Below are 21400 nucleotides of genomic sequence, written 5' to 3' on the forward strand. Positions count from 1 at the left end.
CTGCAATAGAGTGGTTGTACGTGGTTTACTTTGCCGCTTACCCTTTAATGATCGTCAGGTTTTTTTCATTTTCCACATCAAAAATATGACAAGCTTCGGTATTCAAATTGAAGCGCATTGTGCGACCAATATCAGCTGTGGTAATGGTATGGTCGTTCACTCGAGCAATCAGCTCATTATCGCCTACTTTGAAATACAGATATTTCTCATTACCCATATTCTCGACAACCGTCAACATGCCTTCGACCGTATTAACAGTATCACTGTCATTTGCCAGGGAGATATGCTCAGGGCGAATACCAAAGTAAACCGCCTGATCAATCTGCTCATGCAGCAAATCCTGTTTGGCTCTTGGGATAAAGCACTTCACCCCCGGTGCAAGTTCTACAAAAAGTCCAGCATCCGATTTTCGAATCACCGTTTTTACCAGGTTCATAGAGGGGGAACCGATAAAACCGGCGACAAATTTATTGGCAGGGAAATTGTACAAGTTGGCAGGGGTATCCACTTGCATGATTTCACCCTTATTAAGTACGCAGATTCGGTCACCCAGTGTCAGTGCTTCTGTCTGATCATGAGTAACATAAATCATGGTGGCAGGGTTACCTTCCTCCTTCAGACGCTGGTGCAGCTGGGCAATTTTTACCCGCATGGAAACACGAAGCTTGGCGTCCAGGTTTGATAACGGTTCATCGAACAAAAACACATCAGGCTTGCGCACAATGGCACGGCCAACAGCAACCCGCTGTCGCTGACCTCCGGACATCTCTTTTGGCTTGCGGTCCAGAAGATCGGTAATTTCCAGTTTTTCTGCTGCCTCTTCAACCGCCTGGCGAATCTCCTCTTTCGACTTTTTCTGCATTTTCAGGCCAAAGGCCATATTGTCAAAAACGGTTTTATGGGGGTAAAGCGCATAGTTCTGAAAGACCATGGCAATACCCCGGTCCTTGGGAGGCAAGTCATTCACCACGCGTTCACCGATCCGGATTTCGCCGTCGGTGATGCTTTCCAGCCCTGCAATCATGCGGAGCGTGGTGGATTTTGCACAGCCGGACGGACCAACGAACACCATAAACTCGCCGTCATGGATATCAAGGTCAATACCATGAACCGCCTGAAATTCATTGTCATATTTTTTTTCAACGCTTTTTAAGCTTACGTTAGCCATCCGGTCATTCCACAGATAATCTTTCAGGTAACAGGGTTATTCAGCACACTGGGCAATCGCAGCCAGTTTCGGCTTGCCTTCAGCATCAACCTGGAAGCCCCAGACATAACGGCCGGATTCGGTGAAGTTGATGCGGGTATCTTTCATAAACCCACCACGAATTAACTTACCTTCCTGTCCGACGGTCAATGCCCGACCACTCACGGTGAATTGTGGTTTCCAACCCATACTGGCAAACTGGAAGTTCACCGGGCCCGCCTCATTCTCCATGATGACCTGATAAATGCCATCCCCCTTGTAAGACATACGACGATGCTCCTGGTGCATCCACTGCCCATCGGAGAAAGTGCCAGTAACGTACATGGGCGGACGAATAGGGCCACTACCGGCAACATCAGGCAAATTACAGCTGGCAACGGGGCTGGTGCTGACCGCTGATGCAGCAGCCGTATCATTAGCAGGATTTCCGGCACAACCAGCCAGAGTGGCAGCAAGGGTAAGGGTTGCCAGGACTTTGATTTTCATATTAACTCCATAGCGACAATGACCAGTCGCCAACGTAGATAAATAACAAAGACGTGTGTTTTTTATTTAAAATAAAGTTTCTGTCGTATTTTTCCGAACCAGCTCGCTTCGCCGTGGGCTTCACGCTCCGGTTTTTGCGATTTAACGTTCCGGGTTGAAATCATTGGGGCTTTACCCTTTGACAGGGCATTAAGCGTAGCCATTGATTTCATATATTGTTGTGCATCTCTGGCAGGATAACCAAACAGCTTGCTTCGTGGTGGACAGGAACGGCTGACGCCTGACTTGCCCTGAATCACCGTACCATCGCCAATATGCAGATGACCGGCAATGGCACTCTGCCCATGCACAGTAACCCGATTACCGAGGATGGTATGACCGGCAACACCGGATTGTGAAATGATCAGGCAGTGCTGACCAATACAACAGTCATGCCCAATCTGGCAAAGGTTATCAATTTTGCTGCCCCGGCCAATAACCGTGTCTCCGAGAGTACCCCGATCAATGGTGTTGTTGCAGCCAATGTCCACATTATCTTCAATAATGACCCGACCAATACTTTCCAGCCGTTCATATTCGCCAGAACTATTGAGCATGTATTCAAAGCTGAAATTACCGATGGAATTATTGGAATCGATGGTCACATTATTGCCAATCACCGTCCCTTCCTTAATGACGGTATTGGCATGTATGGCAACATTATCGCCAATCACTGCGCCATTATGTATGCGAACTCCCGGCATAAAATGGCAACCTTTGCCGATGCGGGCATGTTTGCCAATGAATACACCCGGAATAGTGGACACATTCTCCTGATCCAACAGGTGGTATTTTTCAGCTTTGTAGTAACGCAATAGATGGTTAAGCAAAGTAACATCCAATGCATCAATCACTATTTTTGCCGGTGCCTTGATATTGCCTATGGCTGCAGGTCCAACCACAATGGCTGCCTGGCAATGATCAATAAACTTGAGGTCATGCCTGGAGAGCACAATAGCCAGGGCATCTGGCCTGCTGGCCGATACCGGGCAGATACTGTCTACTGTGATGTTGCCATCACCAAACAGACGACCGTGGAGTTGTTGAGCAATATCAAGGGCGTTAAGCATGGGATTTATACCAGATTAAAACCTGTAAAGAGCATGGGCGTAAAATTTGTGGCTATCCACTTTCTTGCTCAAGCCTGCTTCCCTGGGGTCATTAGTGGTCTCTTTTTCATAGGTATATTCATACTCGGCCTTAACCATCCAGTTCTCACCCAGATCGGTCTCGTAACCAATAGAGGTTTTGACGACGTCCTTAAAGTAATCCGGACCAGCGCCTTTGTCGGTGGTTTCGTTTTTTGTGAACCGGGTTGTCAGGTAAACCAGACCAGCATTATCTATGCTGTAACGAATAGTCGGTTGGATGTATTTCTCAGTAAACTCATACTTCTTGACCCCGCCGGCATGAACGGTCTCATTATCATCTTTGACCTGGTAGAACAGCTCCAGCTCGAACTGAAAGTTGCCGTAATTCTTATAGGGCTTGAACATTAAGCTGTAGCCCCCCTCATCGGTTGTCCCCCAACTACCATTGTCAAAACTCAGGTCCAGGTATTCAGCCGATGCATAGAAACCAGCGTTGTAGTTATTATTCCAATAAGTCAGGTATGGTCGAATGATTTGCTCAAGAGAGTTTTTTTCGTGGTGATTAGCAGAGCTTGATACAACTTCACTGGTAATGTATTCCGCTTCATAGCCCAAACCCGTTCCCCAGCCACCACTCAGGGCAAAGGGCCGATCAAGTAAGATCAGGTGCTTTAGAGAATCTTCATTCTCATAGTAACCTTTGGCACCGGAAGTATCGTAATTTTTCTGCTCCCGGCTCATGGTTTTTAATGAGTAGTTAGCGCGCAGGCCCAGATCCTGAATATTTAAAAACACATTACCAATTTCATTGGTAATGATTTTTTCCTTGATTTCACCGTAGCCCCAGTTTGTGGTTGTTTTTGTCTCATACTCGATTGATGAACCAAAGTGACCAGACAGGTTTATGCCTTCATTGCTGGCAGATAAATTATCTCCATTATTTGCCTGACGCAGGAAATCAGTAAATTCATCGGCTGATGCAGCACCCGATAAACCGATAACATTAGCAATAACAACTGATAGTAACTTTTTTCTCATCAGGAATCCCCAAGTGGCAAATAATCTGGCAATTATTCAATTGAAGTAATGCAATCCAAAAATAACGGACAGCTAATAATGTAACCTTTAGTTACTTACAACTCTTCAGTGAAAAAATACGAACAACTGCAACAAGGTCAGAGATCGAAAACAATCGGAAGTCATAGAATGACAACCCTGTAATTCAACAATTTGAGTCTGAAAACATATAACCTGCAGTATGTTCAACAATGTGTTTTTGTGGTGTGATTAAACGCCTTTAGTTCAGCTTTTACAATATGAAAATATTGATCTGAATCAATTTAATCATTTTTTCTCAAATAAAATTTATTTATAAACAAAATCAGCAACAAAATGAATGATTAACCATTGCGCCATTTTTTCTTTTGATTAAAAATGTGGTATTCCACCATGTACTACCCTGTGAATTGTGATTGAGTAGCCAACAGTATGAAACCTCTTTATAAAAATCTGGCGTTCACGCTTTCGTTACTGTCTGCCAGCATTGGGTCCGCTGAACAGTTGATACCTGAAAAGAATGCACAACTGCTCATCTGGACCGATGAGCTGGCCATGGATTATATGGACTATGCCACCGAGGCGTTTAACGAAACCTTTGGCTACGATGTTCAGTTCCGGTTCCGACAACTGGCGCCAATGAACAGTGCCGGACGCCTGATTCAGGACGGTGGCACCGCCCGGGTTGCTGATGTCGCCGAGATTGAACACGATATGCTGGGCAAATTAGTCGTCAGCGGCGCGGTTATGGAAAACCTGGTCAGTGCCGATCGTGTTGATAAAGAGTTTATTTCCAGTGCTGCCTCAGCAGCCAAAGCCGATGGCAAAGGCTATGGTTTTCCCGTCAGCTATGCGACAACTGCCCTGTTCTATAACAAAGACATCCTGGCCGAGGCACCAGAGACCTTTGAAGATTTGATTGCGTTCTCCACCACATTTAACAACCGAACTGAAAACCGTTATGCCCTGCTGTGGGACGTACAAAATTACTATGAATCCCGAATGTTTATGTCCATGTATGGCGGCTATGAATTTGGCAAGGCAGGATCCGATGCAGATGATATCGGGGTAAATTCCGAAGCGACCAAACGCGGCCTTGCCGCCATGCTTAAATTGAAAACAGCCAATGACTCGAACCCTGTGGATATGCGCAACACCCAGGTGCGTCGAGGCCTGTTCACTGAAGGTAAAGTTGCCGCCATTGTTGACGGTCCATGGGCAACAAAAAGCCACCTGGAATCGGGAGTTAATGTTGGCGTCGTGGCGATGCCAACACTGGAAGGAAAGCATCCGCGCACATTCTCCACAGTCAGGCTGGCAGTGGTCTCCTCTTACACAGAGTATCCCGTTGCCGCACAACTGTTTGCTGACTTTCTGGCGTCAGAAGCCATGTTGAAAAAACGGTTCGAGATGACCAGATCCATCCCGCCACTGAATCATCTGATGGCAGAAATCGCCAACAGTGCAACGGCTGATGAAGCAACCAAAGCCTTTATTGCCCAGGGTTTTTATGCCGATGCCATGCCCTCCATTCCGGAAATGGGCTATGTCTGGTCTCCCATGGCTAACGCCATTACCGCAAGCTGGGTCAATGGCGAAACACCGGAAAAATCATTGGATAACGCCTTAATGGTGATCAAAGAGCAGATTGCTTTCCAGGAATAACAAACACCCCACCCTGACCAGGGACATTATTTCGGAATAACTCCCGGGCATGGTGGGATTGACGACATCATTATTGACGGCAACTGATTAATACTGTTTAGGAGGGGCTATGGATACAGCCATGGATCAGCCCAGGGTGGCTAACAAGCTACCACCTCTGTCGGTTTTTCTGATGGGGGGGACCCAGCTGTTAAACCGACATTATATAAAAGGGTGTTTCTATCTTTCAGTGCAGATAGTGCTGGTACTTTTTGCTGCTGATTTACTAACAGCACTGGAAGGCTTTATCACCCTTGGTGATACCGCACAACATCGCGTGGGTTTCAAAATTATCCACGGCGACCACTCTATTCATATGCTGGTTGAAGGGGTACTTGCCATCTTTCTGACCGTGGCGTTTCTTGCTGCGTACCTGCTGAACATTAAAGATGCCGTTAACATTACCCCTTGCACCATCAGCTTCAAACAGCAGTTGCGGGCCTTTTATGATGAGCATTTTGCCCTCATCATGTTAACCCCGGCGGGGATTGCTGCACTCGCATTCATTATTTTGCCAATACTGATTACCGTACTGGTTTCTCTCACCAACTACGCAGCACCAGCACATATTCCACCAAAAAACCTGGTGGACTGGGTTGGGTTTAGAAATTTTCTGTCCCTGTTTGAGCTGAAAATCTGGTCAAGCACTTTGCTCGGTGTCGGCAGCTGGACGGCGATATGGGCGGTTTGCTCAACAATATTCACCTTTGGCTTTGGCTTTGTTCTGGCGCTTGCCCTGGCGAATCGGGACATCGCCGGTAAAAAGGTATGGCGCGTTATATTCATGCTGCCTTACGCCATTCCGGCATTTGTCAGCCTGTTGATCTTCCGCCTGCTGTTAAACGGCATTGGTCCGGTAAATTCAATCATTAATGGTTTTGGCATTGAGTCCATTCCTTTTTTATCGGACCCCGTGTTGGCGAAAGTGACGGTCATTGCCATCGGTGTCTGGACTGGAGCCCCTTACTTCATGCTCCTGATTGCCGGTGCCCTGACCAATATCCCCAAAGAACTCTATGAAGCCAGTGAAGTTGATGGTGCCAGCCGGTTCCAGCAGTTCAAAGAGATTACCCTGCCCATGATCCTGCATCAGGTAGCCCCTTCTCTGGTCATGACCTTTGCGTTCAACTTCAACAATTTCGGTGCGGTTTATCTGTTGACGGAGGGTGGACCCATTAATCCGGAATATCGCTTTGCCGGCCACACCGATATTCTCATTACCTGGATTTACAAGCTGACCCTGGACTTCCAGCAGTACAATATCGCTGCCGTGGTTTCCATCATCATCTTCCTGTTCTTGTCACTGATTGCCATTTGGCAGTTTAGAAGGATGAACTCCTTCAAGACCGATGTGAGTATGCGGTAATGAACAAACTGACGCATAAAGCCGGTGTTTTCGCCGTATACCTGTTGCTGGCCATCAACGCTATCCTGGTGCTTGGCCCCATTACCTGGACCGTGATGGCGTCGTTCAAGCCGGGGGTAAACCTGTTTAGCAGTTCGTTTACCGACTTTTCCTTTACCCTGGATCACTATCGGGCCCTGTTTACCGATACCCCATATCTGCAATGGTATGCCAACACTTTTGTCCTGGCCTTCAGCAATATGGCCATCTCCATCATTGTGGTGACGATGACGGCATTTATCTTCTCCCGATACCGGTTCAAAGGTAAACGCAATGTCATGATGGGGATTCTGGTTATCCAGATGTTCCCGGCGTTCCTCTCTATCACCGCGATTTATGTATTGCTGTCCAAGCTGAACCTGATCGACACCTTTACCGGGCTGCTGTTTGTCTACGTCACCGGCTCATTACCCTTTATGACCTGGCTGGTGAAGGGCTATTTTGACGCGATCCCAACGTCGCTGGATGAGGCGGCCAAAATAGACGGCGCCGGTCATTTGACCATTTTCTTTGAAATCATTTTGCCATTGGCCAAACCGATACTGGTCTTTGTCGGGCTGACCTCATTCACAGCCCCCTGGATGGACTTTATTCTGCCCACACTGATTCTGCGCAGCGAAGAAAAAATGACGCTGGCCGTGGGCATTTTCCAATGGATCGCCTCTAACTCCGCAGAAAATTATACCCTGTTTTCGGCCGGTGCACTGTTAGTGGCCATTCCTATCACCCTGTTGTTTGTCGCCACCCAGAAGCACATTACTGTTGGCCTGGTCAGTGGCGCGGTTAAGGAGTAACCCCTGAAAATGATTACCTTGAGTGCTCTGGTCCATAACCCGAAAAGCGCCATGTGCTACGCCCGCGATAATAGCACCCTGCATGTTCGCCTGCGTTCAGCCAAGGATGAAATCGAAAAAGTGACCCTCTGGATCGGTGACCCCTATGAGTGGGCAGTCGGAGGCCTGGACGGCGGTAACCTTGGAGGCAGCGATGCCCACGGCTGGACCGGCGGACGTGAAATCCCCATGACCGTCGAGGCCGAAACGCAACATCAAACCTGCTGGCTGGCTGAGTTCACCCCACCCAGGCGTCGGGCACGCTACGGTTTTATTCTGCATTCGAAAAGCACTGGCCAGAAGATACTGTTTGGCGAGCGAAAAAGTGTTGATATTACCGATACCAAAGTGGCAGAAGTGGAACTGAGTAATCTCAGTAATTTCTTCTGCTTCCCCTATATCAACCCCCGTGATGTCCTGGCAACGCCGGAATGGGTACAGAAAACCATCTGGTATCATATTTTTCCGGACCGTTTTGCCAATGGCCGACCGGACATATCCCCCGCTGGTACGATGCCCTGGGGCACAGAACCAACGCAGGATAACTTTATGGGCGGGGATCTCTGGGGGGTAATCGATAAACTGGATTACCTTCAGGACCTGGGCATCAATGGCTTATATTTCTGCCCGGTGTTCACCGCCAACGCCAGTCATCGTTATGACACAGTGGACTACTTCAATGTTGACCCTTCCCTGGGTGGCAATGAAGCTTTTACCGTATTGGTAAAAGAAGCCCACCGTCGTGGGATGAGAGTGATGCTCGATGCTGTGTTTAACCATGTGGGTGATCAACATCCGTTGTGGCTGGATGTTGTCGCCAATGGCAAGGCGTCGCCCTACCATGACTGGTTCTGGATTCGCGAGTTCCCGGTGTATGAAGACAAGCCCCGTGAACAGTGGGACTACCAGAACCTGCGTTATGAAACCTTTGGCAATGTGGCATCCATGCCCAAACTGAACACCGAGAACGAGCAGTGTCGTGCGTATCTGCTGGACGTTGCCAGACGCTGGGTTGAGGATTTTGATATTGATGGCTGGCGCCTGGATGTGGGTAATGAAATTGACCACGACTTCTGGCGTGATTTCCGCCGGGTGGTCAAATCAATCAAACCTGACTGCTATATTCTCGGGGAAATCTGGCACGATGCCTCAGCCTGGCTTGGTGGCGACCAGTATGATTCGGTAATGAACTATCCGATGACCCAGGCAGTGCTGGACTTTTTTGCCCTGGATCTGAGTAACAAGCAGGACTTCATCTGGGATGTGAACCGTTCCTACTGTGCTTACTCTCACACCGCCAACCAGGCGATGTTCAACCTGCTGGATAGCCACGACACTTCTCGTATTTTAAGTTTGTGTGGAGAGAATAAAGCAAGAGCCAGGCTGGCCTACCTGTTTATGTTTACCCAGGTAGGTACGCCCTGCATTTATTATGGCGGTGAAGTTGCCCTCAGTGGCGGGCGGGGAATGGGCAGCGAAGCCAATCGCCGTTGTATGGTTTGGGAGGAAGAAAAGCAGGACCTTGAGTTCAGACAATTTATCCAGGAGTTGATTGTCCTGCGCAAAAGTGAGCCTGATTTCAACATTCCGACCGTGCATTGGCTTGATGTTGACAGTGATCATTGTATTGCCTATCAACGTGGCCAGTGGCAAATCGTGATGAATAACTCTGCTGTTGCCCAATCGGTCAACCTACAAGGTGAGACTGTCCAGCTAGCCCCCTATGGCTACAGGATGAGCAAGAGTCAATAAACAGACCAAAGCCTGCGCCCCTTAACTGGGGCGCAGCTGGGTCAGGAATATAACATTTTTGATGTATGGTTTTGCACGATGAGCACTACAACAGATTTACAAAAATATAATGATATTGTTCAACGTTTGACGACTTTTGGTTTCAGTAAAACGGATGCACTGGTTTATCTTGATGTGCTGAAAAATGGCAGGACCAACGGTTATCAGATTGCCAAATCGTTAGGCATGACCCGCTCAACCATTTATTCATCCATAGACAACCTGTACCTGCAAGGCTATCTCTACATGATTTCCGGCAGTGTAAAGGAGTACGAAGCTAAATCACCTGACGTGATTCTGGCGCAAATCCGGGAAAAAACCATTGACGATATTACAGTCCTGAAAAAAGAGCTGGCCGTTTTATCCCGTTCAGAGGAAAAACCCTTTTTTTTCAATCTGTCAGGGTATGAGAGCCTGATACTGAAAATTAAAGAACTTATAAACGACAGTAAAAACGAGCTTTATATTAATACTGACTTTGATATCACTCTGTTCCAGCGTGAGCTGCAAGAGGCTATTACTCGAGGAGTCCGGGTGATTTGCTTTTCATTTAACCAGATGCACTCTCCGGTTGAAGGCATTGAGTTCTTTTCACGTTCCCATATTCCAGAGCATGACTTCCCCTCTACCCGGTTCATGCTGGTCCGCGACACACTGGAAACACTGGTATTTTCCAATTTGACTGAGGCTCAGGGCATCTACACCAATGAGAAAACTCTGGTAAGAATCATCTCCGAGCATGTTCACAGCGATATCTATCTATCGGGATTATTAGGGGATAAGCCCCTTGACCTGGTGAACATCGCCATCAATACCAACCATGAACGACAGGCACTATAAGCTCCTTTGCCACTCCCTGTTATCTGCAATTTAATCACGAACCCAACCCCCATGACTGAAATGACCAATCCTGTTTTACCCGGCAGCTTTCCTGATCCGTCCATTTGTCGCGTCGGTGATGATTTCTATATGGTTAACTCCTCGTTCGAGTATTTTCCGGGGCTGCCCATTCACCACAGCCGTGACCTGGTCAACTGGGAACTGATTGGTCACGCCCTGGATCGACCGGAACAGTGTCAGGGGCCGGTGTTTCTGACCGATGTACAGTCCGATGGCGGTATTCATGCGCCGACTATTCGATATAAAGACGGTGTCTTTTATCTGATAACCACTAATGTCTATATACCACTGGAGGCACCAGCAGATTTCAATCCCTGTGTGAATTTTATTCTGACAGCGACAAATCCTGCTGGTCCCTGGTCTGAGCCTAAGGTGATCAGCGGCGCACCGGGCATCGACCCCGATATTTTTTTCGACGATGACGGCAGGGTGTGGTACGTGGGAACCCATAGCCCAAGTGATCCAGCCTACCCCAGTGAAGGTGAAATCTGGTTGCAGGAGCTTGACCTGGACAATACCGCCCTGATTGGTGAGCGTTACTTTCTATGGCGGGGCACCGGCGGAGACTGGGTGGAAGGCCCTCATATGTATAAATACAATGGTCGCTACTATTTAATGACAGCAGAAGGGGGAACGGGGTTTTACCATGCCGTGACGGTTGCCTGCAGTGACGCTATTACCGGACCGTATAGAAGTAATCCAAGAAACCCGATATTAACCTCACGTCACCTGACCCACAATTACTGGGTAAACAGCACCGGCCACGGTGACCTGGTTGAGCTGGCTGATGGCCGTTGGTATATGGTCTGCCTGGGGATTCGTAATGACATTGCCAGCCGTTCCAACATGGGCAGAGAAACCCATCTGCTTCCTGTGGTTTGGGAAGCAGAAAACCCGGACAACCGGGATATGCTCTGGCCAGTGTGCGCTCCCGATACCGGCAAAGTGGAAAAACACCTGCCGTTACCGTTTCCGGGATCAAGTCAGCCTGGTAATGGTAACTTTTATGATGATTTTTCTGGCCAGACTCTGAAAAAAGAGTGGAGTTTTCGGCGACTGCCAGAAGCCAGTCACTTTCAGATTCTGCCAGAACAACAGCGCTTGAGAATCTGGCCGGGGCAACCTGTCCGGGAGCGTAGCCAATCCACCGTTATTGGCTTTCGACAATCACACAGCTATTTCAATTATCAGGCCACCCTGCATATATCGGATACCATGGGCAGTAGTGAGATTGGTATAGGGATATTGCAAAAAGACAACCATCATCTGTTACTGGGTGTCTCGCAAAATGATAATGGTCTTGATTTAATCGTCAAACTCAATGATGTGGTGCTTGCATCAGCGACCATTGCTGACAAAACAACAGCGTTGGAATTATTCGTTCATTGTGCTGAAAACGGGTACGACTGTGGTTATATAACCAATGGACAAAAAGTACCAGTGATAAACAGCATCCCGATTGATTCGATGTTATCCAGATACTACACAGGTGCGTTTTGCTGTCTTTTTGGCGTCAATCCAGAGGGTACATCTGAAGTATTTGCAGACTTCTCAGATGTTAAATTCCTGAATTAGCCAGTTGCGCTGCTTGCGGCCACCACCATGATGTGATGTGACCATCGAATGGAATCCGTTAGAAAGTCTGATGTGGTCGGTTCGCATGCGTACCCATAGTGCACAAAAGCCGAATCATACTTCTTACCCCAACCGCTATGCACTATGAAACCCTGATATCATGGTGCATGGCGGCCGGTTGGGGTGTTGACTCCTTCAGGAGCCGATCCCTGAGGAGAGTCCTTTATACAGATTTTCTGTTCAACATGTTTTTAATTAAGTCAATTCTTTATAAAAGTCTGTAATCGTTTACATAACCGGCGTGCTTTTCTGTTTGTTCCTGAAAACTAATAATACACGCCGTTTTTTCTGATCACGCTATATAGAGCTTCACACGCTATGGATACACCGTCTGCCACCCAGACCTATTGCCCCTCTCCCGGAAAAACCTTCCCACAGGGTGCCACTTTGGTTAATGCCGATCTTGTGGCAGTACCGGGTAATCAGGCGACAGGGGTTAACTTTTCTGTGTACGCCCCTAAAGCAGAACAACTGTTTTTATCGTTATTTGATGCACGGGGAAATGAAGAACAACTGAAAATGTTTCCTTCCGCTGAGGGCGTCTGGCACCTTTATATTGAAGGTATTATCGAAGGTCAGCACTATGGATTCCGGGCAGACGGTTACTGGTCACCCAATACCACGCCCCGCTTTAACAAGAACAAACTGCTGATGGATCCCTATGCCCGGGAAATCAGTGGCGATGTGCAATGGTGCCAGGACATTTTTGACTATATTTCAGACGACAATGATCAATGGCTATTCAACGAGCAGGACAGCGCCACCAAAATGCCCCGCAGTGTTGTGCGTGATGCCACCTTTGACTGGCAAGGCGTAACCCATCCACACACTCCGGACCAGCAGAGCATTTATTACGAAACCCACCTCAAGGGATTCACCAAAACCCACCCGGATATTCCGGAGAATATTCGTGGTACCTATCTGGGCATGTGCCACCCCATTACCATTGAATATCTGAAAAACCTTGGCATTACTGCCGTTGAACTGCTGCCGGTTACCTACAGTACCAGTGAAGAGCGACTAACTCACCTTGGGTTATCCAATTACTGGGGTTACAACCCGCTGTGCATGATGGCACCGCACACACCTTATGCCATTTCCGACCCGGTGATTGAAATGAAAACCATGGTACGGGAGCTGCACCGCACCGGCATTGAAGTGATTATGGATGTGGTGTTCAACCATACCTGCGAAGGTGGCCATGGTGGTCCATTCCTGAGCATGCGCGGTCTGGCTGAAACCGACTACTACCATATGAACAAACACGACGGTGGAATTTCCTCGGAGAATTACAGTGGTTGCGGCAACACCATCAACTTCGACAGCCACCAGACTCTGCGCCTGACTATGGACGCACTGCGTCACTGGGTAGTGGAGTATCAGATCGACGGTTTCCGTTTTGACCTGGCCCCCACCATGGCTCGTCAGCACCGTAATTACAGTAAAGATGCGCCTTTCTTTTATGCCGTGAGCCAGGACCCGATTCTGAGCCAGGTAAAAATGATTGCCGAGCCCTGGGATATTGGGCCGGATGGTTATCATATGACCGACTTCCCCTCTGACTGGCAGTCCTGGAATGACCGTTACCGCGATACTTGCCGGAAGTTCTGGAAAGGCAGCAAAGGGGTACAAACTGAAATGGCCTGGCGTTTTTCTGGTTCAGAAGACCTGTTCAGCGAACAAAGTTATCTTGCCACCGTCAACTATATCTGCAGTCACGATGGCTTTAACTTGATGGATCTGGTTTCTTACAATCAGCGCCACAATCTGGCCAATGGTGAAGACGGGCGGGATGGTGACGAGCACAATTACTCCTGGAATCACGGTGAAGAAGGCGTCACTGACAACCCGGACATCAATAAAGCCCGCCTGCGCAGCCGGAAGAATCTGGTGGGCATGTTAATGCTGGCCAAAGGCTCACCCATGCTGTTAGCTGGCGATGAGTTCAGCAACTCTCAGGATGGTAATAATAATGCCTATTGTCAGGACTCCCCCATCGCCTGGCTACACTGGGACTGGCTGCACAACACCGACTCTGACGGTGCACAAATGCACGATTTTACCCGACAAATGATGCATTTTCGTCGCAATGAACCACTGTTGACCGATGGTCTGGGCCACATAGAATACCAGTTACATTCCCCGAAGGGTGACGTCGTTGACCCTCTTTATTTCAGTGAGCGCCACTGTTACACCCTGACGGTTAAAATTCATGACCCGAATGATGCTGAAAAAGGTGCTATCTGGGTCATCCTGAACGCTGGCAAACATGTAGGCAGAGTATTGATTCCTGAAACCGGTCAATTCAAACACCGGACGGTTGTGGTGAATACTGACAAAGAGTCTTCTTTTATTCACGAACCGTCTGTTGATCAGTGCAGCTATGAAGTTCAGCCGCACAGCCTGATCATGCTTAAAGAGATGAATTAACAGGCAGGTCGGCCACTCCGAAGATGGGTTGCCGACCGGTTAATCTACACAATTACTCCGCACAGCGGGAAACCATCACCTGATCAATCTCACCACTGTCTTTGAACGTTAAGCTCCATACATAGCGTCCCGCCTCCGGTATCATCACCGAGGTATCGGTACCATACCCACCGTTTTTCCCGGCAGTTGCCTGCCCCGGCTTTTGTGACAGATCAGCAGCCGTGTATTGCGGGCTCCAGCTGGCTGTGGCGTACTGGAAGCGATAGCTGCCTTTGCGCTCATTGGTGACGGTTTGATACACGCCGTTGCCTTTATACTGAAAAGCCCGGGCTGGCTTGTGTATCCAGTTAGAGTCCGGAAAGCTGCCCACTACAAACAGAGTATCTTGTGCCGGGCCTGCTTCATTCACTGTTGGGTTGTCGCACTGGGCCAAAAAACCTTCGCCGGTCATCGAGCTGGCATCTCGTTTGTTGACCTTTGGTCCGGCTGCAACAGGCCTGGCAATGCGCAGGAATCGTGATTCAAAGCCTTTCATGCGAATGGAATATTCATTGTTTTTCGGGAAAAACACCTCTCCCGTGAGCAGATCCACCAGCCTCCCTTCGGAACCGGCTTCTGCCGTTGTCAAAGTGACCATTTGGAAAGCGCTGTCGGTGCTGACCATATAAAGCAGGGCATCATCGCCACTTTGCTTGTGATCGACGTAGACCTCTTTCTCTGCACGGATGTTAATGCGTTCACCTTCAGACAACGCCGGGTGTTTATCCCGCAACGTCATCAATGACGATACATAGGCTTTAAGATCACGCTGCTGTGCATTCAACTCAGCGGTTAACCCATCAATTTTGGCACTGGTACGTCCCGAGTGGTCATCACACACACCACGAATGGCGCAGTTATTATCCGGCTGCTTTTCAGAAAAGTCTGGCGTTTCATCACCAATTTCATCGCCGTAATACAAGGTGATGGGGCCCGTGTAGGCTGCCATAAATGACAGGGCCGCTTTATGCCGCAACCAGTATTCTGCATCGTCCGGATTGGCAATGCCGCCACGCTGCAGAAGGTCACCAAAGCGCACAACATCGTGATTACCCAGCATCAGGTTAGGTTGCGCATGGTTCGGATAGAGTGAGTGCAGGCTCATGCCTTCATCCAGCCAGTCACCGCCTTTACCACCCATACCGTTTTCATTCACTGCAAAGGTTTCCACCAGGCGATAACGCATGGGGAAGTCAAATGCAGAACACAACGCCGGACTCTCCCCGGTACCGTAGCCGACCCTCTGAATGGTGTTTTCTTCTTTCCAGATCTCCGCCACCATATAGCCCAATGGATTGACAGTTTCACCCTTGTGGTTCTGGTAAGTCACTGACTGAGAAGCTTCATCCACGGCTTTGCGGATTTCAGTCCAGGCTTCGGTGGGCACCTGATAGGCCTGATCCAGACGCCAGCCGTCTATTTTCAGCTCCTTCACCCACCAGGTGGCCACCTCCCGGTAAAATGGCAGGCTTTGGGGATAATCAACAGGATTGTGACTGCCAGAAGGCAGCAAACCGGACGGCGATGGCACGACACCGGACTGTTTATGATGGCCGAATACACCATCAAAAAATACATACAGCCCTTTGGCATGGGCTTTTTCCACCAGTTCTTTTGCCTGCTCCAGGGTCCCGAAGCGTGGGTCAATGGCAAAATAATCCGTCGCAAAATAGCCAGTGGCATCCAGCCGGTCATCCCAGTGTGATTGGCCTGCAACGGGTTCCGAGTTGAAGACTGGTGTCATCCAGATGGCATTCATACCCAGTGACTGGATGTAGTCCAGCGAATCAATTATACCCTGCAAATCCCCCTGGTGATGACTGGTACCGTAGCCGGTGCCGTGACCGGTTCCCTTTTCTCCATCCACAAAGCTTTCGACCATAATCTGATAAATTCTCAGATCGTTGGCTTTTGCCCGGGTGCTGGCGCTGCAGTCATAAGCCGGTGTCAGGCTGGTGCTGGCCTTAGACGCTGTATCAGGTGACTGACTGGCACAGCCAGTCACCAGCAAGGCAGAAAGCGCAGAGATGGCCACAGCCAATGCTTTTGGCTTCGTCATTGGGTCCTCCGATTGGTCACATTACATTGCTGAAAAGAGGATGGGAAAGAGATGCAAAATATTAGTGGCTGTTTCCCCAAAGTTGTATAACGACACAGGTCATGCGCCGCCCGCCATTATCGCTTTGAGTAGCTTCAATGCATTGATTTAAAGCATTTTTATTTTCTATTCAAAATAGTTGTAATCGTTTTCAGAGGTTTACAACAATGCGCAAAAGGTGAAATTAATTTACTTGACGCCTGTTTTTCACTTTGACACATTGATGTTTACTTATTAAATAACAACACATGGTTGGTGGTGTGCAATCCTATCTTTTAAAACATTTCAATCAGCACAAAGACTGAAAGCGTTTACAAAACAACAAACCATCTTTTTCCATTACACTAGGATTCTTTTGCAAAGCCGCTGAAACAGATCATCAGCGAAAAAGCCAACCTGATAGCACAACAAGAGTGATACGCATCACATGGATCAGAAAGCATTTACCACAGAGCTTGAAAAAAACCTGCGTCGTGAACTGGGCACTACCCCGAAGCAAGCCACACATCGCGACTGGTGGCAGGCCCTCTCTCTGGTACTCCGTGACATTAATCTGGACCAGCTTCAGGAAAGTAGCCTGGGCGTCACCAAAGAGACAAAGCCGCAACGTCATGTCTGCTACCTCTCCATGGAATTTCTGATGGGACGCCTGCTGGGTGACGCCCTGATGAACCTTGGACTTTACGAAACCGCAGCCACCCTGCTGCAATCCCACGGCGTTCGCATTTCTGATGTTCTGGATCAGGAGCGGGACATGTCCCTGGGCAACGGTGGTCTGGGTCGTCTGGCCGCCTGTTTTATGGATTCTCTGGCCAACCAGCATATTCCAGCCACCGGGTACGGCATCAACTACCGCTATGGTCTGTTTCGTCAGATTTTTGTGGATGGTTACCAGAAAGAGAAGCCGGATGTCTGGCGTGAATTTGGCAGCCCGTGGGAAACCTGTCGTCCATCCGAGACCGTGGAGATTGGCCTGTTCGGTCATATGGAAATGGACAACGATGGCAATAACCACTGGGTGCCTGGCAAGAAGCTTTTCGGTGTGCCCTGGGACATCACCATTCCATCCTTTGGCGGAAACTATGTAAACCGCCTCCGTCTCTGGGAAAGCCTGGTGGGTGCCTATCCTATCGATCTGGATAAATACAATCAGGGTGAGTATCTGGAAGCCTGCCGTAACCTGGTGGATGGCGATACCATTTCCGGAGTCTTGTACCCTGAAGACTCAACGCCGCAGGGTAAGGATCTGCGACTGATCCAGCAGTACTTCTTCACGGCCTGCTCCCTCAAAGACATTATCCGTCAGCATAAGCAGCGTGGCCTGCCATTAAGCAGTCTGGCAAAACACTACGCGCTGCAATTGAACGACACCCACCCGGCTATCGCCATTCCGGAATTAATGCGCCTGCTGATGGACGAAGAAGGCATGGTCTGGAATGAGGCCTGGGCCATCACTCAGGAAATGTGCCACTACACCAACCACACCCTGTTGCCAGAAGCCCTGGAGAAATGGTCTGCCTCCCTGCTGGACCGTGTTCTTCCAAGACACTTGCAGATCATTGAGATGATCAACTACGTCTTCCTGAACGGCGAGGCTAAAGAGCAATGGGGCGACAATGTAGAGATCATCAAGAAAGTCAGCATCTTCGAAGAGCTGGACAACGGTGATCGCATGATCCGCATGGCCAACCTGTCGGTGATTGGCAGTCGCCGGGTCAATGGTGTTGCCGCGCTGCACAGTGGTCTGGTTAAAGCCAATCTGTTCCCCGAGTTTGACGCCCTGTATCCCGGCAAGCTGGTCAACGTCACCAACGGTGTTACCCCAAGACGCTGGCTGGCTCACTGTAACCCGGGCCTGGCACGACTGCTGGATCGAAATATCGGCAAAGAGTGGCGTACTGACCTGGACCAGCTGGAAAAACTGACACCACTGTCGGAATCTCCCGATTTTCTCGATGCCTTTGCCAATGTCCGTTTCAAAAACAAGGAGCGACTGGCGCGGTTGATTGAAAAAGAGTGCAAGGTCAATGTTAACCCCAATGCGTTGTTCGATGTTCAGATTAAGCGACTGCACGAGTACAAGCGTCAGCAGTTAAACCTGTTGCACATCATCAGCCTGTACCACGAAATGCTCGATAACCCGGATGCCGAACATACCCCACGGGTATTTATTTTTGGCGCTAAAGCTGCACCAGGTTATGTAATGGCCAAACAGATTATTCTGGCCATCAACAAGGTCGCCCAGGTTATTAACAACGATCGTCGTTTGGATGACCGCCTGAAAGTGGTATTCCTGCCGGATTATCGCGTCACCCTGGCGGAACAGATCATTCCTGCCGCCGATCTTTCCGAGCAGATCTCCACTGCCGGTTTTGAAGCCTCCGGTACCGGCAATATGAAGCTGGGCCTGAATGGTGCACTGACCATTGGGACACTGGACGGAGCCAACGTGGAAATTGCCGAAGCGGTGGGCGATGAGAACATCTTTATCTTCGGAAAAACCGTCGATGAGATTGCCGAACTGCAGCAGCAGGGTTACAACCCATACCCTTATTATGAGAGTAATCCGGTACTGAAGCGGGCCATTGACGCCCTGATGAATGGTTCCTTCTGCCAGCACAAGCCCGACCTGCTGAAACCCGTTGCGGAAGATCTGATGCATCGTGACCAGTTTATGGCTCTGGCTGACTTTGACAGCTATCGTGAAGCTCAGCAGAAAGTGTCCGACACTTTCCGTAAGCCAAGGCTCTGGTGGCGCAAAGCAGTGCTGAATACCGCACGACTGGGTCGATTCTCTTCGGACCGGTCTATTGCTGACTATGCTGAGAAGGTTTGGAATAGTAAATAATCAGGTGGTTTTGGCAGCTTACTGAGCGTGAGCTGCCGCTAATTATTCTTGTTAATCTGTTCCTAAACCACTGACTTTCTGTGCTTCAACGTGAGGAGTACTGAATCAAATATCAGGCACTGTCTGCCTTACCCAACCCAACAGTTCAACGATGTTGGTATAGACTCCCGGGTAACCCGGCTCAGCGCAGCCGTAGCCCCAACTTACGACACCCAGCTGGTACCAGGTACCCTGGTGGTTATAAACCATGGGACCACCACTATCGCCCTGACAGGAGTCTTTGCCTCCTTCATCAAAACCAGCACACAGCATATTTTTGGTAATCGCTCCGTCATAATGTTGCCCGGAGTTGCAAAGCTCTCTCTCCACATAGGGCACCTGAACCACATGTAGCGTGTCTGGTTGTCCCTTCTCATACCCCAGGGTTCCCCAGCCCATCACCTCAAATACTGAACCTTTATTAATGTCTGCAAAGTGTTCTTCAGAAATCAGACGAACAGGTTCAATACCCTCAACGTCCTGCTCTAATTCAATAATGGCAATATCGCTATCGATGGTTTCTTCGTTATAGTCTGGATGTATATAAAGCCTTGCCACCCGGTAGAAACGGCCAGCACCCGGCTCACTGAGTTTATGCCCCCCCAACCAGACGGAAATAAATTCGGCATAATCCTGAATGTCTTCGACGCAATGGGCAGCCGTCAGGACATACTTGCCACCAATGTAGGCCCCGCCACAAAAATGCACCTCTCTCAATACTCTTAATGACGCCATATAAGGACGGGAAAATGGAGAAAGCTCATCACCACCAACAATTTTTATTCCTGAATAGTTACTCGTCTTTTCAGGATGCGCACTGACGCTTACAGCAAATACTAAAACTAATTGACTTAATGCCAACACGGCCATCTGCAGGAGTTTTTTCACTATTGAAGTCCCTTTCAATGTTAAAATCACAAAGAGGTCATGGATATTACAGTTGTGTTTTCTGTCGTTTAACAAGACGGTTTAATGCACCCAGAGAGTGTAAGTGTGCATAGGTCCACGCCAGCCAACCGGAATCAAACCAGCTTTTCACTTTTTCTTCGGGAATGGAATTCAGTTTTTTCTCATCAATAACTAATAACCCTTCGAGCCTTAGGGGCTTATCCTTCTCCAAGAGAATTTGGAGATTGAACGGAGATAACAGATCAAGCGCTTTTAATTCATGACAATAATCAAGGGTATTCTTATACTGCTGATCATAGTTATTAAGAAATTGAATAATGTTATTCAGGGTTTCTGTATTTTCACCGTCATCACTGAAAAGTGCTTCACCTTCTTCACCAGCAAACTGACTGGCTTTCTGATCAAAGCAAACAGAGCCTTCATCGGTCAGGGCGAAAGGATAACGGCGGATAAAAGCAGGAATATAGCTGTCACTCCAGCTGCCCGCCTCACCCAGGTGCTTATGCCCTGCATCCATCAGCGAAAGCAGGGCAAGGGGGAAAAAGTTGCCCTGCTCATCCTTACTGAAGAGCACTGGCATATCACGGCTGGCTTCAAAAAACTCGATACCGGTCAGTGGTACAGAGTTTACCTCTTCGGTGAAAGAGTAGTCGTCAGATGCCTTGAACTTAAGGGTCTTATGCACTTCCCGGTTGAGAAATGTCGGCTCATTGTAAAACAGTAATGTTGCCATAATCAGGGGCCGCCTCTCTTGTTTTGTCTGGATATAAAACCACTTCTAAAAATAGTTATTTTGACATTTTTAAGCTGACCTGAGCTTAAAATTTTTACATAGCACATTAAAGGTATCAACGAATAAAATGTTATATGATTGTTAAGGGTAAGTGATT

15 protein-coding genes are annotated in these 21400 nt (G+C 48.6%); 8 read left to right on the forward strand and 7 right to left on the reverse strand.

Translation table 11 applies throughout. The annotated features are described in order from the left end of the window. Positions 1–37: 37 nt before the first annotated feature. The 4 genes from ACO6VE_RS11880 to ACO6VE_RS11895 form a co-directional block, all read right to left on the reverse strand. Complete coding sequence (locus tag ACO6VE_RS11880; RefSeq protein ID WP_422461448.1) at positions 38–1168, reverse strand: ABC transporter ATP-binding protein; 1131 nt, start codon at positions 1166–1168, stop codon at positions 38–40. Between the two features lie 36 nt (positions 1169–1204). Beyond that, positions 1205–1693: a hypothetical protein gene (locus ACO6VE_RS11885; protein WP_422461450.1), complete on the reverse strand. Its 489-nt coding sequence runs from the start codon at positions 1691–1693 to the stop codon at positions 1205–1207. 62 nt (positions 1694–1755) lie between these two features. Further along, positions 1756–2802, reverse strand: coding sequence for a UDP-3-O-(3-hydroxymyristoyl)glucosamine N-acyltransferase (lpxD, locus tag ACO6VE_RS11890; protein WP_422461451.1), 1047 nt, complete (start codon positions 2800–2802; stop codon positions 1756–1758). A 15-nt stretch (positions 2803–2817) separates the two neighbouring features. Next, positions 2818–3861 carry a hypothetical protein gene (locus ACO6VE_RS11895; protein ID WP_422461453.1) on the reverse strand — a complete coding sequence of 348 codons (1044 nt, stop codon included), beginning with the start codon at positions 3859–3861 and terminating at the stop codon, positions 2818–2820. A gap of 450 nt (positions 3862–4311) precedes the next feature. Between ACO6VE_RS11895 and ACO6VE_RS11900 the strand changes: the two genes are divergently transcribed. From ACO6VE_RS11900 to glgX, 7 genes are all read left to right on the forward strand, one after another. Continuing rightward, positions 4312–5544 (forward strand): maltose ABC transporter substrate-binding protein, encoded by a 1233-nt coding sequence (locus ACO6VE_RS11900; RefSeq protein ID WP_422461455.1) that lies wholly within the window; start codon positions 4312–4314, stop codon positions 5542–5544. A gap of 109 nt (positions 5545–5653) precedes the next feature. Beyond that, positions 5654–6949, forward strand: coding sequence for a carbohydrate ABC transporter permease (locus ACO6VE_RS11905; protein ID WP_422461457.1), 1296 nt, complete (start codon positions 5654–5656; stop codon positions 6947–6949). Continuing rightward, entirely contained in the window at positions 6949–7782 is an 834-nt protein-coding gene (locus ACO6VE_RS11910) for a sugar ABC transporter permease (RefSeq protein ID WP_422447558.1), read from the forward strand. The genes ACO6VE_RS11905 and ACO6VE_RS11910 overlap by 1 nt, the downstream gene beginning before the upstream one ends. Before the next feature lie 9 nt (positions 7783–7791). After that, positions 7792–9573, forward strand: coding sequence for a glycoside hydrolase family 13 protein (locus ACO6VE_RS11915; protein WP_422447560.1), 1782 nt, complete (start codon positions 7792–7794; stop codon positions 9571–9573). 78 nt (positions 9574–9651) lie between these two features. After that, a complete protein-coding gene (locus ACO6VE_RS11920; RefSeq protein ID WP_422447562.1) occupies positions 9652–10452 on the forward strand; it encodes a TrmB family transcriptional regulator in 801 nt (266 codons plus the stop codon). Positions 10453–10503: 51 nt separating this feature from the next. After that, a complete protein-coding gene (locus ACO6VE_RS11925) occupies positions 10504–12087 on the forward strand; it encodes a family 43 glycosylhydrolase (protein WP_422461459.1) in 1584 nt (527 codons plus the stop codon). Between the two features lie 378 nt (positions 12088–12465). Beyond that, positions 12466–14577, forward strand: coding sequence for a glycogen debranching protein GlgX (gene glgX / locus ACO6VE_RS11930; RefSeq protein WP_422447566.1), 2112 nt, complete (start codon positions 12466–12468; stop codon positions 14575–14577). A gap of 52 nt (positions 14578–14629) precedes the next feature. On the opposite strand, the gene ACO6VE_RS11935 is transcribed toward glgX, so the two are convergent. After that, the gene (locus ACO6VE_RS11935; protein ID WP_422461461.1) at positions 14630–16675 is read right to left on the reverse strand and encodes an alpha-amylase family glycosyl hydrolase; all 2046 of its coding nucleotides are present in this window, start codon (positions 16673–16675) and stop codon (positions 14630–14632) included. A 466-nt stretch (positions 16676–17141) separates the two neighbouring features. Here ACO6VE_RS11935 and ACO6VE_RS11940 point away from each other — a divergent pair, with 466 nt between their 5' ends. Continuing rightward, the gene (locus ACO6VE_RS11940) at positions 17142–19562 is read left to right on the forward strand and encodes a glycogen/starch/alpha-glucan phosphorylase (RefSeq protein ID WP_422461463.1); all 2421 of its coding nucleotides are present in this window, start codon (positions 17142–17144) and stop codon (positions 19560–19562) included. 105 nt (positions 19563–19667) lie between these two features. Here the strand turns inward: ACO6VE_RS11940 and ACO6VE_RS11945 are convergent, their stop codons facing one another. Beyond that, complete coding sequence (locus tag ACO6VE_RS11945) at positions 19668–20489, reverse strand: serine protease (protein WP_422447572.1); 822 nt, start codon at positions 20487–20489, stop codon at positions 19668–19670. A 46-nt stretch (positions 20490–20535) separates the two neighbouring features. Beyond that, a complete protein-coding gene (locus tag ACO6VE_RS11950) occupies positions 20536–21243 on the reverse strand; it encodes a SapC family protein (protein ID WP_422447574.1) in 708 nt (235 codons plus the stop codon). Between the last annotated feature and the right edge of the window lie 157 nt (positions 21244–21400).

Source organism: Endozoicomonas sp. ALB115 (assembly GCF_049310245.1).
GTDB lineage: Bacteria > Pseudomonadota > Gammaproteobacteria > Pseudomonadales > Endozoicomonadaceae > Endozoicomonas.